Annotated in this window: 15 protein-coding genes; all 15 read left to right on the top strand. The window is 59.2% G+C overall.

The features are described 5' to 3' along the window. The first annotated feature begins 12 nt into the window (after window positions 1-12). The 15 genes from S2091_RS05045 to S2091_RS04975 all read left to right on the top strand — a co-directional run bounded on the left by S2091_RS05045 (window position 13) and on the right by S2091_RS04975 (window position 13,785). Window positions 13-375 carry an acyl carrier protein gene (locus S2091_RS05045; RefSeq protein WP_105530710.1) on the top strand — a complete coding sequence of 121 codons (363 nt, stop codon included), beginning with the start codon at window positions 13-15 and terminating at the stop codon, window positions 373-375. 23 nt (window positions 376-398) lie between these two features. Further along, entirely contained in the window at window positions 399-1,493 is a 1,095-nt protein-coding gene (locus S2091_RS05040) for a beta-ketoacyl synthase N-terminal-like domain-containing protein (protein WP_105530709.1), read from the top strand. Between the two features lie 136 nt (window positions 1,494-1,629). Further along, a complete protein-coding gene (locus S2091_RS05035) occupies window positions 1,630-2,925 on the top strand; it encodes a beta-ketoacyl-[acyl-carrier-protein] synthase family protein (RefSeq protein ID WP_105530794.1) in 1,296 nt (431 codons plus the stop codon). Between the two features lie 16 nt (window positions 2,926-2,941). Further along, window positions 2,942-4,441 (top strand): AMP-binding protein, encoded by a 1,500-nt coding sequence (locus S2091_RS05030; RefSeq protein ID WP_165794916.1) that lies wholly within the window; start codon window positions 2,942-2,944, stop codon window positions 4,439-4,441. Continuing rightward, window positions 4,438-5,700: a phenylacetate--CoA ligase family protein gene (locus S2091_RS05025; protein WP_105530707.1), complete on the top strand. Its 1,263-nt coding sequence runs from the start codon at window positions 4,438-4,440 to the stop codon at window positions 5,698-5,700. Before S2091_RS05030 ends, S2091_RS05025 begins: the two co-directional genes overlap by 4 nt. Window positions 5,701-5,751: 51 nt before the next feature. Beyond that, entirely contained in the window at window positions 5,752-6,603 is an 852-nt protein-coding gene (locus S2091_RS05020) for an ApeI family dehydratase (protein WP_105530706.1), read from the top strand. Further along, window positions 6,600-7,127 carry a DUF6622 family protein gene (locus S2091_RS05015; protein ID WP_105530705.1) on the top strand — a complete coding sequence of 176 codons (528 nt, stop codon included), beginning with the start codon at window positions 6,600-6,602 and terminating at the stop codon, window positions 7,125-7,127. Before S2091_RS05020 ends, S2091_RS05015 begins: the two co-directional genes overlap by 4 nt. Then, window positions 7,118-7,714, top strand: coding sequence for an amine oxidase (locus S2091_RS05010; RefSeq protein WP_105530704.1), 597 nt, complete (start codon window positions 7,118-7,120; stop codon window positions 7,712-7,714). The genes S2091_RS05015 and S2091_RS05010 overlap by 10 nt, the downstream gene beginning before the upstream one ends. Window positions 7,715-7,811: 97 nt before the next feature. Then, window positions 7,812-9,038 (top strand): ATP-grasp domain-containing protein, encoded by a 1,227-nt coding sequence (locus S2091_RS05005; RefSeq protein WP_105530703.1) that lies wholly within the window; start codon window positions 7,812-7,814, stop codon window positions 9,036-9,038. A gap of 39 nt (window positions 9,039-9,077) precedes the next feature. Next, window positions 9,078-9,389, top strand: coding sequence for a pentapeptide repeat-containing protein (locus tag S2091_RS05000; RefSeq protein ID WP_105530702.1), 312 nt, complete (start codon window positions 9,078-9,080; stop codon window positions 9,387-9,389). Window positions 9,390-9,400: 11 nt separating this feature from the next. After that, window positions 9,401-10,324, top strand: coding sequence for a ketopantoate reductase family protein (locus tag S2091_RS04995; protein WP_105530793.1), 924 nt, complete (start codon window positions 9,401-9,403; stop codon window positions 10,322-10,324). Window positions 10,325-10,688: 364 nt separating this feature from the next. After that, window positions 10,689-11,114 (top strand): DUF2141 domain-containing protein, encoded by a 426-nt coding sequence (locus tag S2091_RS04990; RefSeq protein WP_243405316.1) that lies wholly within the window; start codon window positions 10,689-10,691, stop codon window positions 11,112-11,114. Between the two features lie 9 nt (window positions 11,115-11,123). Continuing rightward, complete coding sequence (locus S2091_RS04985) at window positions 11,124-11,792, top strand: ABC transporter ATP-binding protein (RefSeq protein ID WP_105530701.1); 669 nt, start codon at window positions 11,124-11,126, stop codon at window positions 11,790-11,792. Further along, window positions 11,789-13,009, top strand: a complete 1,221-nt coding sequence (locus S2091_RS04980; protein ID WP_105530700.1) for an ABC transporter permease — start codon at window positions 11,789-11,791, stop codon at window positions 13,007-13,009. Before S2091_RS04985 ends, S2091_RS04980 begins: the two co-directional genes overlap by 4 nt. Beyond that, a complete protein-coding gene (locus tag S2091_RS04975) occupies window positions 13,009-13,785 on the top strand; it encodes an outer membrane lipoprotein-sorting protein (RefSeq protein ID WP_165794915.1) in 777 nt (258 codons plus the stop codon). Before S2091_RS04980 ends, S2091_RS04975 begins: the two co-directional genes overlap by 1 nt. Window positions 13,786-13,788: the final 3 nt, after the last annotated feature.

Here is a 13,788-nt window from a genome sequence, read left to right as displayed (position 1 = left end):
TAAGGAACCACCATGAACGCTAACCAAATCTCACAAATCGCTGCTTCTGTCTTGTACTTGGATGACGCTAACGCCATCGACACTGGCAAATCACTCTTTAAGGAATACGGCATGTCGTCGTTGGACTTCGTCGATTTTGCTTACGAGTTGAAAGCAGCTGCTAACAAGGAATTCGATCCAGACCAATTGTGGCCAATCAACGTCATGATGAACAACCCAGTGTTCTACGCTGGCGGTAGCTGGACTGATGCTGGCCGCGCTGAATTAGTGCGCTTGTTTGATGGCTACACCACCGTGCCAGCCTCGGGCGGCACCGAAGAGTTGTATGCGTTGTTCTCGGTCGGTTACGTTGAACACCGCCTGCGCGCACTGTAATCATCCGCCATCAGGGGAATATCATGACATCACTGTACATCCGCACCATCGGCATTAATAGCGAGCGCTGCCAGGATACGGAGCAACTGACCGCTAATCTCGGCAGCGGCGCTGTAACACCAGCCTCGGCCGATCGTTACAGCACGCCGGCGATCCGGCTCAACGCCGACGGCTTGGCCGTAATCGGCCGCGAAGACCGCTCGATCTTGAACGAAATCTCGACTGGTGTGTTGAACGCCATCGCAGACGCGCTGCGCCACACCGGCACCGAATGGATGGGCGAGATGAACAATGTCGCCGTGTTCACCGGTACCGACGGTAACGAACTAACCTTTAACGCCATCAGCAGCCTGATCGACCGTGCCGGCGACGAAGCCATCGACCGCTTGGGTGAGCTGAAATCGTTGACTAATCCGATCAATATGATGCGCATGCTGTCGACCAATTCGACCTACCACGTTTCCAAGCGCTTCGGTGCTCAGGGCGGTGGTTATCCGAACCAGAGCATGTCGCTGTCCGGCCTGTGCGCGTTGGAAGATGCGGTGCATACGTTGCGTGCTGGCATCAGCGAACGTGCAGTGGTGGTCGCTTCGGGCAATATGCGCAGCTTCGATTCGTTGGTGGTGTTTGGCAAGCTGGGCTTGTTGGATGAAGCCGGCGGTCAGCAGCAGGTCGATCCTTCCTACGGCGCTGCCGCGCTGATAGTTGACAGCGCCGACGCGCAAGACGGCCCAGCGCCGATCGCGGAAGTGCTGGCGGTGCAGACCTTGTTTGCGCCTGAACCTTTTGTCACGGTGCAGACCTGGAAAACCTTATTCACCACCGCCCGCGAACGCCACGGTTTGCCGGATCTTATCGTCACTTACGCCAACGGCTCGCGCCAGTTGGAAGAGACGGAAACGGCTGCGCGCAACGAGGTGTTCGGCCCAATACCGACTCGTAATTACAAGCGCTATTTCGGTTATACGGGCAAGGCTAACAACCTGCTCGATCTGGCGGCCACCCTTGCTGACGACAGTATTCCGGTCGGTGCCACGGTGTTGCTGTGCGGGGCGGGCTTCGGTTTCGGCATCGGCTATTTGCTGGTGCGCAAACTGGGCAAACCGGTATTGCAATAGACAAGCATAGACAAGCATAAACACGCGCCGCCGGCGCGCAGCTCCCGCATTAGTGCATGGACGGCTTTGGGGTCGTCCGAGGGAGACCTGCATGCCTGCGCAAATGTATTCAACCCTAAAACGAGAACTACATACTATGGCTTACGATAACTCCCCCATCTGCATCAGTGCGATCGGCGCGGTGACCCCGCTGGGCGATACGCTGGACGAAGTGACCAGCGCCTTCTATGAAGGCCGCAGCGGTATCCGCAAAATCGAAAAATTTAGCACTGATACCTTCGACACAAAATGGGCCGGCCTGCCGCCGATCGCCAATGATTTGATGCACTGGCCCGACCGCGAAAACCGTTACAGCCCCCGCCCTGGCGAAGTGCTGTATGCCGAGCGCGCTATTCAAAGCTTGCTGGCGGAATTTAATCCGCTCGACGTTTATGCCGCCGACCGCGTCGGTTGTGTGCTCGGCGTCGACGAGCCGGCCATCAACCCGCAGCGCTGCATCGACATTGTGCAACGCACCGGCCGCGACAACATCAACAACCGCCGCGAAATGATTAACAAAGCGGTGCAGTCGTTCCGCATCTCCGAGCTGCTTGATATTGACACCACCGCCGTGTTGCGCACCATTCATAAAGCGATACCGTTCTCTGGCTACACCCGCACCCACGTCGGCTTGTGTTCGGCGTCGTTGCAGGCGCTGGGCATGGCGTTCAACGCAATCCGCGAGGGCCGCATTGACGCTGCCATCGTCGGCGGCGTCTCGGCCAAAGTGACGCCGATGAATATCGCCCGCTTGGAAGCGATCGGCGCTGTTTGCACCGACGCGGCGCTGGAAGGCACCGAACGTTCGCGTCCATTCGACCGCCGCCGTTCCGGCTTCATGCCAGCTGAAGGCTCGGTGTTGTTCGTGATCGAACGCGAAGACGCAGTGCGCGCCCGTGGCGGCCAGATCTATGCTCGCTTGAAAGGTTACGGCGCCAGCTTGTCTGCCGAACACATCGTTGCGCCGCACACCCAAAACACTGAAATGCGTTTGTGCATGCAGCGTGCGCTGGCCGATGCTGGCATTCCGCTGGACGAATTCTCTGCAATCAATACACACGGCACTTCGACCAAGCTGAATGATCACCACGAAAGCCGCGCCATCGCTGAAGTGTTTGAAGGCTTCAAGATTCCCGCCGTGGCCGCCACCAAATCGCAGCATGGTCACTTGATTGCCAGCGCCGGAGCGATGGAAGTGCTGGGCGTGATCGGCTCCTTCCGCGACGACTTCTTGCCAGCTATCCGTAACCTCGGTGAGAGTGACGAAGAAGCCATCTTGCCATTGCTGCGCAAACGCCGCGACGGTCCGGTACGCAACGTGCTGAAGAACTCGTTCGGCATGGGCGGCCTGGCCTCGTCGATGGTGCTGCAAAACCCACGTCTGGTGAACTGAAATGAAAGGGCGCGCCATGCGATTCATCGATTTGCTTAACAACGCGACTTGGACCGCGATTTATCGCGGCGTCAAGCTGGATGCGCCAAGCGCGCGCCGACTTGTGGAACAGGCAGCGCAGCGGCTGCAGAACGTCCAGCAGGCAGCGCAGGACGCACTGCGCTTGGCTACCGGCACTGTCGCTGGTCAACAACTGACTGTGTTCTGTGCCTTCACACCGTTAGAAACACTGCTGTGTTATTGCATCGCTTCGCGTCTGGGTTTGCTGGCTGCTGTGCTGTCGCCACGCACCTTGCCGCGCTTCCTTGACGATATTGGTCCAGGACTGGTGGTTCGTCTGGTGGCGCCGTCCGGCCATAAGCTGCCCGACGCCGCTGCCAGTTATGGTGCGCTGTTGCTCGACCTGTCGCCAGAAGCCGCCATCGAAGAATCGTTTGAAGCGTTACCGCCGCCGGCGCAGGAATGCCGTCTGGTGTTCAACACCTCCGGCACTACCGGCAAACCTAAGCGCGTACTGTGCGCCGAAAGTCGCTTGATCGGTAACGCGGCAATGGTGGCCGAATACTTGGGTCTGCAAGCCAGCGACCGTACTTTGTGCACCTTCCCCGTGCACTTCATGTACGGCCTTTCGACATCGCTGTGCACCTTGTTGACGGGCGGCCATATTGAATACTGCGACTTTCTGCATCCCGGTTTGCTGGCGACTAAGGTAGCGGAGCACGGCATTACGGTGCTGCCGGTGATCGGTGATTGGGCCGACGGCTTGAGCACACGCTGGCAACAGCTGGGCTACGCACCGCAACGCTTGCTACTGCTTAACGCTTCTGACCGCCTGACCCAGCAACAGGCACGCACTTTGTTGCCGCATGCAACGGCGTTGTGGAATAACTTTGGTCAGACTGAATCTGGCCCACGCATGTTCGCCATTAATCTGTCGCAGATCGACGACCTCGACAGCGTGACTTACTGCGGAACCATCGCCCCGGGCTTCCCTGCCTTCGATGCGTTGGAACTGCGCATTGCCCCCAGCGACGACGCCGACGGCTGCGGAGTGCTTTCCTACCGCACGCCTTACGCCATGCTGGGCTATTTGAATGACGACGGCAGCATCACGCCGCCGCCGGAATGGATCGCCAGCGGCGACCTGTTCCGCCGCGCCGCCAACGGCGCTTACCTGTGGGCTGGTCGTGCTGCCCACACCATTAAGGTCAACGGCCAGTTCGTGTCACTGCGAGCCCTGGCGGATGACTTGCTGACATACCAGACCGTGACCGGGGTCGGCTATGCACGCGGCAAGGTCGACGAACTGTATTTGTTTGTCGAAGCTGAGCAGCCTGTCAGCGATTTGGGCGCGCAATTGCGCCGGGTGGTGTCGCGCACGTTGGGCGGCAAGCACTCTGATATCCGCATCGTGCCGGCTTTGCCGCGGACCGAGAGCGGCAAGATCGATTTTAAACAACTCAATATGACTCTCGCCAAGGAACTCAACATGACTCTCGCTAAGGAATTCGCATGAACCAAACTCTTACCCCGACCAATGCGGCATCGTCCGCGGTCCGCACCACTGCTCACACCCGTTTTGATCCGGTGCCCGTGCGCGCACTATTGCAACGCCAGTACGCGCTGAGCGGCAAGCCGGCCGACAGCGTACCGGAAATCAACAGCTACGAAGACTTCACTCGTCTGGTGCCGGTGATGGACGGCACCACCTACGCGGCGCTGGCCGAAGCCACCTTTGCCCAGAACGGCGCGGTCGGCTTTTATATCGGCGGCTCCAGCGGTACCACTAACAAACCCAAGCTGGTGCTGTCCGGCACCCCGCGTCTAGGCATTGCGCCGACCGACGAGCAGCGCGAATTGATTGGCAACCTGCGCCAGAACGGCGTATTCCAGCCGGGCGATGTGGTAGCCAACGGCTTCATGGTCGGCCTGTTTTCAATCCTTCACCACGGCGTGAACCGCGTGCTGGAAGCCTGCGGCGCTAGCATCGTTCCACTCGGCACGCTGGATGAAAGTTGCGTCGAAAGCCAGCTGAACTTCCTGGCGCAGATCGGCACCAACGTGCTGGTCGGTACACCAGGCACACTGGTGCAAGTGGCTCACGCGGTGCGCCGCACCGGCATCTCGGTGCCGATCAAGCGCATCGCCTTCACCGGCGAACGTCTGGGCTCGACCAAGCTGGCGCTGTTGCGCAGCGTGTTTCCCGGCGTGCGTGTGATTAGCTTGTACGGCATTTCGGAAGTCGGCTTTGTCGCCATCGGCGACGAAGGCAGCGGCAGCCACAAGGTGCGTGAGAACGCGTACCTGTTGGAGACCGACACCGACGGCCGTTTGCTGTTGACCTGCCTCGACCCATCGAACCCGATTCCGGTGGTGCGCTACATGCCGGGCGACCGCATCACGCTGGAAACCACCGAGGAGGGGGCTTGGATACGCCACATCGAGCGTAGCAATCTGGACTTCAACTTCATGGGCAACCTGGTCGAACTGCGCAGCTTGCGTGCTGCCGTGGCGCAAACCACTGGCGTGGCAGATCCGTTGATCGACGTTGTGCTGTACACCGGCGAAGACGGCCGCGACGAGCTGACGCTGCGCGTCTACGGCGTGTCTGACGACGAGTTGGTTCAGACCCGTCAACTGGTGGCCTCGTTGCCGGAGCTGCGCGAAGCGGCCGAGAAGAACGCCGGTCGGGTCGAAGTGCGCAGCGCGAAGCTGGAAGAGGCCGTGCTGTCGGGCCGCCAAAAGCAGCGCCAGATCCTCGACTACCGTACTTAATTCATACAACGAATTTACACAACGAATTTACACAACGATTAGGAGAACATAATGGCTTTAAATTTTTTGGACATGTGCAGTCTGCCTGTCTACACTGCGCCCTACCATGCCTGCGCCGAGATCGACGTCAAGCGTTTCTCGAACTGGCGTGACCTACCGATGAACGCGTTGCTGACTGAAGGTATGAATCAGTTCGCCGTGCGCTTCGCCCGTACCGTGCTGCCGAAAGTGATGGGAAGCCGCTTGCGCGTGCTGCCAGTCGGTATCCGTAATTTGCAACAACTGGATGAACTAGGCACGGGCCCATTTCTGGTGGAAGGCGACGTCAGTCAGTTCGGCCCGACTGCCCGGGTGCGCATTACGGTGCGCAAGATGGGCGCGGAAGCGACGCCGGTGTTGATGCAGGCGGAAGTGGCGGCCGCCGTGGCCGGTGTAGTGGCTGTGGCGGACGGAACCCCGGCCCACGCGAACAGCGTGCCGCCGCTGAACTGGCAAGTGAATGACGATCCGCTGTTCCGCCTGACCAGCCCGTTCAGCCAGATCGACCGCTACGGTTTTCAGGTTAATCCCGGTTGCCCGCTGTTGGAAGAACACTTCCCCGGTTTTGCAGTCGCACCCGGCTCGCTGGTGTTGTCCTTTGTCTGGGAACAGACGGCACGTCGCTTGGGCGTACGCGGCAAGCAACTGCAGATTGACGACGCCCGCTTCGTGCGTCCGGTCATTCCCGGTGTTGATTACACCTGCAGCTTGCGCGATTTAGCCGCGGACGGCAAACCTGGCCGCTTCCGCTTTGTGCTGAGCTCAGCCAACGGCGACGTCCATTCCCAGGGCATATTTCACTTCGAAGGTATGCAGGACGGCTTGGCCGTGCCGCAGGACGAACAAACAGAGGTGGCAGCATGAACGCCGTGTTGACGCATACCCCGTTGTGGGTGTGGGCAATCTTGGCGCTGCTGATTCAACGTGGCTTGGTCGCCGCGCAGCCCAACAGTGTCACGCTGCCGCGGTTGTTCTTGCTGCCGCTGATATTTACGGTATTGGGCGCGATGGGTCTGGCCCGCACTGGTTCTTTGTTACCGGCCGCCTTGGTCGCAGCGGCAGCGGGTTTGGTGCTGGGTGCTGCTGCCGGCTGGGGTTTATTTGCCGGTCAGTCCGGTTATGTTTGGGACCAGCAGAGCGGACAGTTGCAACGTCCCGGCAGCTGGTTGATGCTGGTGTGTAGCTTGGTGGCCTTCGTGTTGAAGTTCGGCTTGGCCACGGTGGCGGGCTGGCAGCCGGAACTACTGGCTGGCACCGGCGGCGCGTTGTTGACTGGCCTCGTGCCGGGCATCGCCAGCGGCTTGCTGTGGGGCGCCAGTGCTACTCAGTTGCTGTTGGGTCGCACTCGGTTGAGCACTGACGGCAGTGGAGGTTTGACATGGAACTGACTAGAAAAATCGCCATCGGAATTTTGCCCTGGGCAGCCTTCAATCTGCTGCTACACTTCACGCCGCCGCGCTATTTGGTGCTGGTTTGGTTGCTGTTGATTGCAAGCCAGTTGATCTTGGGATGGCGCGCTCTGCGCGAGGGGAACCCTGTAGCAATCGTCGCGTTGGCGCTGTTCTTAGGGCTGTTCGCCAACGGCTACACCGGCATACTGCCTTGGGCAAACGACTATGCGAGCACGCTGTGTTATGCCGCACTGGCCGTTACAGCGCTGGCTACGGTGTTGCTGCGTGCACCGTTCACAGCCAGCCAAGGCCGCCGTTACGTGCCGCAGGAGTTCTGGCAGCATCCGAACTTTATTAGGATCAACCAGCACCTCTCGCTGGCCTGGGCTGTGACCTTTGCCCTGAATGGCGTGCTGATGACGTTGTCACACTCCTGGCCGCTGAGTTCGCAACTGGCTTGTTATGTGTCGCTGGCTGCCGCAATCGTGTTTTCTGATCGCTACCCGGCTTCTGCCAGGCAGCGTGCAGCGCAACTCGCCGAACAGGCGATGCGCAACCGGGTCCAATTCCCCGTTGCAGGCTAAAATGAATTATTGATCAAATGAATTATTGAAAAAATGCATTATTAAATTTTACTTAATTAAACTTTATCTTATTTAACTTTACATTCAGGAACTCATCATGAACCAACATCTTTTAATTTTGGCCCGCGGCGAAGCCCGCACCTACCGCGGCGTTGATGGCCGCTCCTTGTTGGACGGTCTCCCATTTGAAGTGACCCTGTTTGCCGACCGCGGCAATGGCCCTGATCTGCGCGCCTTGGAAGGTGAGCACGAAATCGAAGTGGTACGTTGGAGCGACGAGCCAGCCATCATCCAGCGTGCCATCGAATTGCACACCGGCGTGCCGTTCACCGCCGTCACCACCTTCGACGAACAGATAGTGGGCCTGGCGGCCAAGATCCGCGATGCGCTGGGTTTGCCTGGCTTGACGCCGGAAGCAGCGGAGCTGTTTCGTGACAAGATGCGTATGAAGACAGTGTTGGATCAGGCCAAGGTGCGCACGCCAAATGCCTGCCACGCGTCGGACCGCGCCGAGGTGGAAGCGTTGCTGACTAAGTACGGCAAGTTGGTGGTTAAGCCAGTCAACGGCATGGGTGCCCGCGATGTGGTCTTCATCGACAACGCCGCTCAATTGGACGCTTGGTATGCTGAAGGCAAAAACACTGCCGAATTTGAAGCGGAAGAATTTATCGACGGCGTGTTGTATCACGTTAATGCGTTGGTGCGCGATGGCGTACCGTTGCTTACCGCCAGCGCAATCTATGTGCCGGGCATGGGTAATATTGATTTCGCGGCTGGCACGCCGTTCGTCAGCGCCATGGTTATCGAGCCGGTGCTGAAAGGACGTTTGGAGGACTTCTCTAACCTGGTGATTGCGGCGTTGGGCATGCGCGACGGCGTCACCCATCTGGAGTGCTTCGTCACGCCAACGGGAGAGATTGTGTTCTGCGAAGTAGGTGCCCGTCCGGGCGGTGGCGGTATTGTGTGGATGATCGAGCAGCACTGCGGCATCAACTACAACCACGCGCTGATGATGCTGGAAGCTGGCCACGGCAAACAGCTGCAGATCCCGGCGCAACAGCAGGGCTTGGTCGGACTGATGGGTTTCCGTAGCGCGCAGTCGGCCTTTATCCAACGTGCCGCCGAGCAAAGCGATTTCAGCGAGGACTGGATCCACGTGCGCCAGATCGACATCGGCCAGGGCGTATTTAAACCGGCCGCCGCGCACTGTACCGATTTCCTCGGTCTGTTCGTATTCAGCTCCAACGACATGGATCACTTCGAGCAACGCCGCCGCAATTTGTCCGAGCGCTTTTACAACGCGTTGGAAATGCAAGCTGCCTGATCACCACACCATTTAAATTAAATTGAAAGGAATACCATCATGAGTGCAATCGTATTGAAACGCTGCCACTATCAGCTGGAAGTGCAAGACGCCAACCTGGCCAACAGCAGCTTTGAAGATGTAGGTTTTGTCGGTTCCAGTTTTAACCTGGTGTCGATGGAAAAAGCCGAGTTCACTAAAGTCAGCATGGCTGATGCCAACTTCAAGGGCATCCGCTTCGACAATGCCCGCTTCGAGAACGCCAACTTCGTCAACACCGATATTCGTGCCTCCAACTACGAAGGCCTGCGTATCGAAGGTATCCTGGTGACGGACATGCTGGCCGCCTACGGCGCCCGCGCGGCAGCCTGAGCGTGGACGCCATGCGTATCCTGATACTGGGCGTCGGCGGCACCGGTGGTTATTACGGCGCGCGTCTGGCTGCGGCTGGTTGTGACGTCACCTTTTTGCTGCGGCCGGGTAGCGCGCAGCGGATCGCGCGTGACGGCCTGAAGCTGACCAGTGTGCGCGGCGACGTGCATATGCCGGTGCAAGTTGTCACCCAGGTCGAGCAGCCTGCCGACTTGGTGATCCTGAGCTGCAAATCGTATGACCTCGAGGCGGCAATTGCCGCCATCACCCCGGCGGTCGGCGCGCATACGCTGGTACTGCCGCTGCTGAACGGGCTGCGTCATCTGGAGCGGCTGAACCAAGCGTTTGGCCGCGGACGTGTGCTGGGAGGCATGTGCAATATTAGCGTCGGCCGCTCGGCGGACGGCGCCATAGAACACTACAACCGCTACGATGAACTTCGCTTTGGCGCACAGCCGGAAGCAAAAGCGCCTGGACCGATCGACGCGAGCGCCGTGGCAGAGGTGTTCAAGAGCGCGCACTTCCTTAGTGTGCTCAGTTCGGACATCGAACAGGACATGTGGGAGAAGTTTGTTTTCATCACCACGCTGGCTGGCATGACCTGCGCGCTGCGCAGCGATATCGGCGGCATCGTGGCTACCGCGCCCGGTGACCAACTGATGCGCGATGCCTTGGCCGAATGCCAGGCGGTGGCGGCGGCCAATGGGCATGCGGTGCGGCCACTGGCGCACAAGCTGGCGATGCGCGCCTTCACAGAAAAGGGCTCGACATTTGCCGCTTCCATGCTGCGCGATCTGCAGGCCGGTCATTGCACCGAGGCCGAACACATCGTCGGCGATATGGCGCAATGTGCTGCCGCCGCCGGACTGCCGCATCCTTGTTTGCGGATGGCGCTTTGCCATTTGCAAGTCTACGAACACGCTCTCGCCGCCTGAATTTTTACCCCTTACGCCGCTGTCGCGGTAATGCCGTTCAATTAAGCCAATAAACTGTGTAACGTCATCCTCGCGTAGGCGGGGATCCAGTGGCACGAAGTGCCTTCAGCGGTTGATTGACGAGCTCCTGGATTCCCGCCTGCGCGGGAATGACGTTAATGAACGCATCGCCGTGCAACTATTTTGTGCTTCGCTGAACGGCATTACCGCTGTTGCGGCGTTTTTCATTTCAAAATTGCAATTTTCTCCGACCACTAGTAAGTCAACCTATTAGTCTTACTAGTTACGCCCGCCAGCCTCGCTCCTTAGAATTGCCATTACGCTCTAGAAGGCGTATTCCATTCCCCAATTTAAGGACAACATCATGAAACGAATATTAAAAATGGCGCTGTTGAGTGCGTTGGTGGCATCGGCGGCTTCGGCCTCTGCCGCTACCTTGCAAGTGAAAATCGACGGCGTCGCCAGCGGTAAAGGCAAGCTGCGCGTGGCCGTGTGCGATGAAAGCACCTTCCTGAAAAAATGCACGATCGGCGCGCTGGCGCCAGCCCATACCGGTTCAGTGACGGTCGACGTGCCTGATGTACCGACTGGTAACTGGGCGGTAATGGCTTACCACGACGAAAACGACAACCAGAAGCTGGACCGTGACGAAATGGGCATCCCCACCGAAGGTTACGGCTTCTCGAACGGTGCCACCGCCAAGTACGGCCCGCCGCAGTTCAGGCAAGCGGCTGTGATCGTGAGCGCTGGCGCGACCGCGGTGCCGGTTCAAATCACCCTTAAATACTGAGAGGCTGTCATGGTTGCCCTCCACGTTACCGAATTGTCCAAGCGCTATAAGCGCGATGCGGAAGCGTTCACCGCGCTAGACAAAGTGTCCTTCTCCATTCAGCCGGGCGAATTGGTGGCGCTGACCGGCCCATCCGGCAGCGGCAAAAGCACACTGCTCAATATTATCGCTGGCTACGACCAGGCGGACGGCGGCAGCGTGGTGGTTAACGGGTTTGACGTCACCCGCGCCAAGCCGACCCAGATGGATGCGCTGCGCACCCGCACCGTCGGCTTCATCTTTCAGCAGTTCCACTTGGTGCCAGGTTTGAACGCGGTGGAAAACGTTGAGCTGTCGCTGTTGAACACCGGCATGTCCAAGGCCGAGCGCCGTGCGTGCGCCACCGAAGCTCTGCGCCGCATGGGTTTGGCTGAGCATTCGTCGCGTCGTCCGGCCCAACTGTCCGGCGGGCAGCAGCAGCGTGTCGCGGTTGCACGTGCGCTGGCGGCTAAGCCTAGCGTGGTGTTGGCCGACGAGCCGACGGCGGCGCTGGACCGCGCCAATGCCGAGAGCTTGATGGATCAACTGGCCGCACTAGCGCGCGAAAGCGGCATGGCCGCCCTGGTATCAACCCACGACCAGCGTTGCCTGGACCGTGTAGACCGAATTATTCGTCTTGAGAATGGAGTTTTATCATGATGTGGTTATCCCTTGCTTTGCGCAATATTGTCGCCAACCGGCGTCGTTCGATGTTGGCGCTAGCCGCAATTGCGGCGGCGGCGGTGGCGATGATGCTGTTCGCCGGTTACGTCAACGCGATCCGTGTCGGTTTGCGCCACACCACCATCCACGATGGCCTCGGTCATCTGCGCGTGGCTGCCCACGGTGGCTTTGACGCCTACGAAGAAAAGCAGTTACAACACGGCATGACGCCGGTTCAGTACGCGGCGTTGGAAAAAGCGGCAGATGCTGAACCGACGGTGCGCCGCATCGTGCCGGGCCTGACTTTTCAGGGCTTGGTATCTAACGGTCCGCGTACCTTAGCCTTCAGCGGCAGCGGCGTTGATCCTGCGCTGGAAAGTGCCGCCTTCAGCGCCAGCCATGACATCGTCAAAGGAGCACAGTTGAACGCATCCGCACCGGACGACGGCATAGTACTTGGTACCGAATTGGCGCTCCGTCTCGGCGTTGAGCCAGGGCAGAGCGTGACCGTGTTGACCTCGACTGTTAGCGGAGCCATCAACGCGGCCGACATGCAAGTAGTGGGTATCGAAAGCACCGGCTCGCCGGAACGTGATCTGCATTTGTTGCGCGCCAAGCTGCCGATGGTGCAAACATTGCTGGCCACCGACCGTGTGTCGTACGTGGCTTTGTTGCTGGATGACCAGGCTGACGTCGAAGACGTGCAGCGTCGCCTCAGCACCGCGCTGCCGCAGCTGGAACTTCGCAACTGGCTGCAACTTGCTCCGTACTACACCCAAGTGTTGGGACTGTATGAAAACCTGTTCCGCATCTTCGGCCTGTTTATTCTCGTGGTCAGCCTGCTGGGCTTGACGACCATCATCCTGACCAGCGTGCTGGAACGTTCACGTGAAATCGGCGTGATGCGCGCCCTTGGTATTAGCGCTTGGCATGTGCGTCGCGCCTTTGTGCTGGAAGGTCTGGCGTTGTGTGTGATCGGCGTTGTCCTCGGCATGCTGGTCGCGGCTGGGCTTGGTGAGAGTATCAATGCGTTGCGTCTCACTATGCCACCGCCGCCAGGACAAACTGAAGGTTATCCGTTGCGCGTGTTGTGGGATTGGTCGGCGACGGCTGGCATTGCAACGGTGGTGCTGTTGCTGGGGATCGCAGCGGCATGGATGGCAAGTGGCCGTGTTACGCGGCTGAAAGTAATCGACGCTTTAGGAGCACTCTGATGAAAACGAAAACGACTCTACACATTTCCGCTGCGCTGGTGTTCGCTTTGGCCAGCTCCTGCTGGTATAGCGCCACAGCCGCCACCGCCACCACTGCCGCGGTCGACCCGGCTGCGCTGGTGGCTAAGTTGGACGCCTTGCGCCGTCCCAGCGCCGCCAATTTGAAAATGGTGTTCACGCTGACTACCAGTGAGAGCGGCGCTCAGGATACTTATCGCTACACCGGCCTGATCCGACGTGACGCTGGCACTCTGGTGCTGGCGGAAGACGGTGATCAGCGCGGCCAGAAATATCTGTACACGCCGGGCGGCTACTGGTTGTACGCACCGCGCACCCGCCGTCCGATGCGCCTGACGCCACTACAGACGTTGCGTGGACAGGCCAGTATCGGTGACATCTCGCGCTTGAATTTGGCCGATGATTACAGCGCCGCCTTCGCCAGCCAGAGCGAAGCCCGCATCGACGACCATGATTGCTGGGTGCTGACTTTAATCGCTAAATCGCCGGAAGCCTCGTACGCCAGCATTACGCTGTACGTGAACAAGGCCGATCAGGTGCCGGTGCAGGCCGACCTGATGGCGGGTACTGGCCGCAAACTGAAGACGCTGAAGTTCGGCGGCCTGAAAAAGGTCGGCGGCCAAAATCTGTTGACCACGCTGACCTATATTGACGCCGTCAATACGGACAAGCGCACGGTGCAGCAAATTGATGCGGTGGAGTCCAGCAGCACGCCAGCCGCGATGTTCCAACCACAAGCCTTAGTTTTGGAAAACTGATCT

Origin of the sequence: Solimicrobium silvestre (assembly GCF_002976435.1) — a bacterium.
Taxonomy (GTDB): domain Bacteria; phylum Pseudomonadota; class Gammaproteobacteria; order Burkholderiales; family Burkholderiaceae_D; genus Solimicrobium; species Solimicrobium silvestre.
The sequence above is the reverse complement of the archived record's forward strand: the minus strand, read 5'-3'. Positions and strand labels throughout refer to the sequence as shown.

Bases quoted from the DNA above. Each gene is read 5' to 3' on its own strand.
- S2091_RS05045 (WP_105530710.1), top strand. From the start codon at position 13: ATGAACGCTAACCAAATCTCACAAATCGCTGCTTCTGTCTTGTACTTG.
- S2091_RS05040 (WP_105530709.1), top strand. From the start codon at position 399: ATGACATCACTGTACATCCGCACCATCGGCATTAATAGCGAGCGCTGC.
- S2091_RS05035 (WP_105530794.1), top strand. From the start codon at position 1,630: ATGGCTTACGATAACTCCCCCATCTGCATCAGTGCGATCGGCGCGGTG.
- S2091_RS05030 (WP_165794916.1), top strand. From the start codon at position 2,942: ATGCGATTCATCGATTTGCTTAACAACGCGACTTGGACCGCGATTTAT.
- S2091_RS05025 (WP_105530707.1), top strand. From the start codon at position 4,438: ATGAACCAAACTCTTACCCCGACCAATGCGGCATCGTCCGCGGTCCGC.
- S2091_RS05020 (WP_105530706.1), top strand. From the start codon at position 5,752: ATGGCTTTAAATTTTTTGGACATGTGCAGTCTGCCTGTCTACACTGCG.
- S2091_RS05015 (WP_105530705.1), top strand. From the start codon at position 6,600: ATGAACGCCGTGTTGACGCATACCCCGTTGTGGGTGTGGGCAATCTTG.
- S2091_RS05010 (WP_105530704.1), top strand. From the start codon at position 7,118: ATGGAACTGACTAGAAAAATCGCCATCGGAATTTTGCCCTGGGCAGCC.
- S2091_RS05005 (WP_105530703.1), top strand. From the start codon at position 7,812: ATGAACCAACATCTTTTAATTTTGGCCCGCGGCGAAGCCCGCACCTAC.
- S2091_RS05000 (WP_105530702.1), top strand. From the start codon at position 9,078: ATGAGTGCAATCGTATTGAAACGCTGCCACTATCAGCTGGAAGTGCAA.
- S2091_RS04995 (WP_105530793.1), top strand. From the start codon at position 9,401: ATGCGTATCCTGATACTGGGCGTCGGCGGCACCGGTGGTTATTACGGC.
- S2091_RS04990 (WP_243405316.1), top strand. From the start codon at position 10,689: ATGAAACGAATATTAAAAATGGCGCTGTTGAGTGCGTTGGTGGCATCG.
- S2091_RS04985 (WP_105530701.1), top strand. From the start codon at position 11,124: ATGGTTGCCCTCCACGTTACCGAATTGTCCAAGCGCTATAAGCGCGAT.
- S2091_RS04980 (WP_105530700.1), top strand. From the start codon at position 11,789: ATGATGTGGTTATCCCTTGCTTTGCGCAATATTGTCGCCAACCGGCGT.
- S2091_RS04975 (WP_165794915.1), top strand. From the start codon at position 13,009: ATGAAAACGAAAACGACTCTACACATTTCCGCTGCGCTGGTGTTCGCT.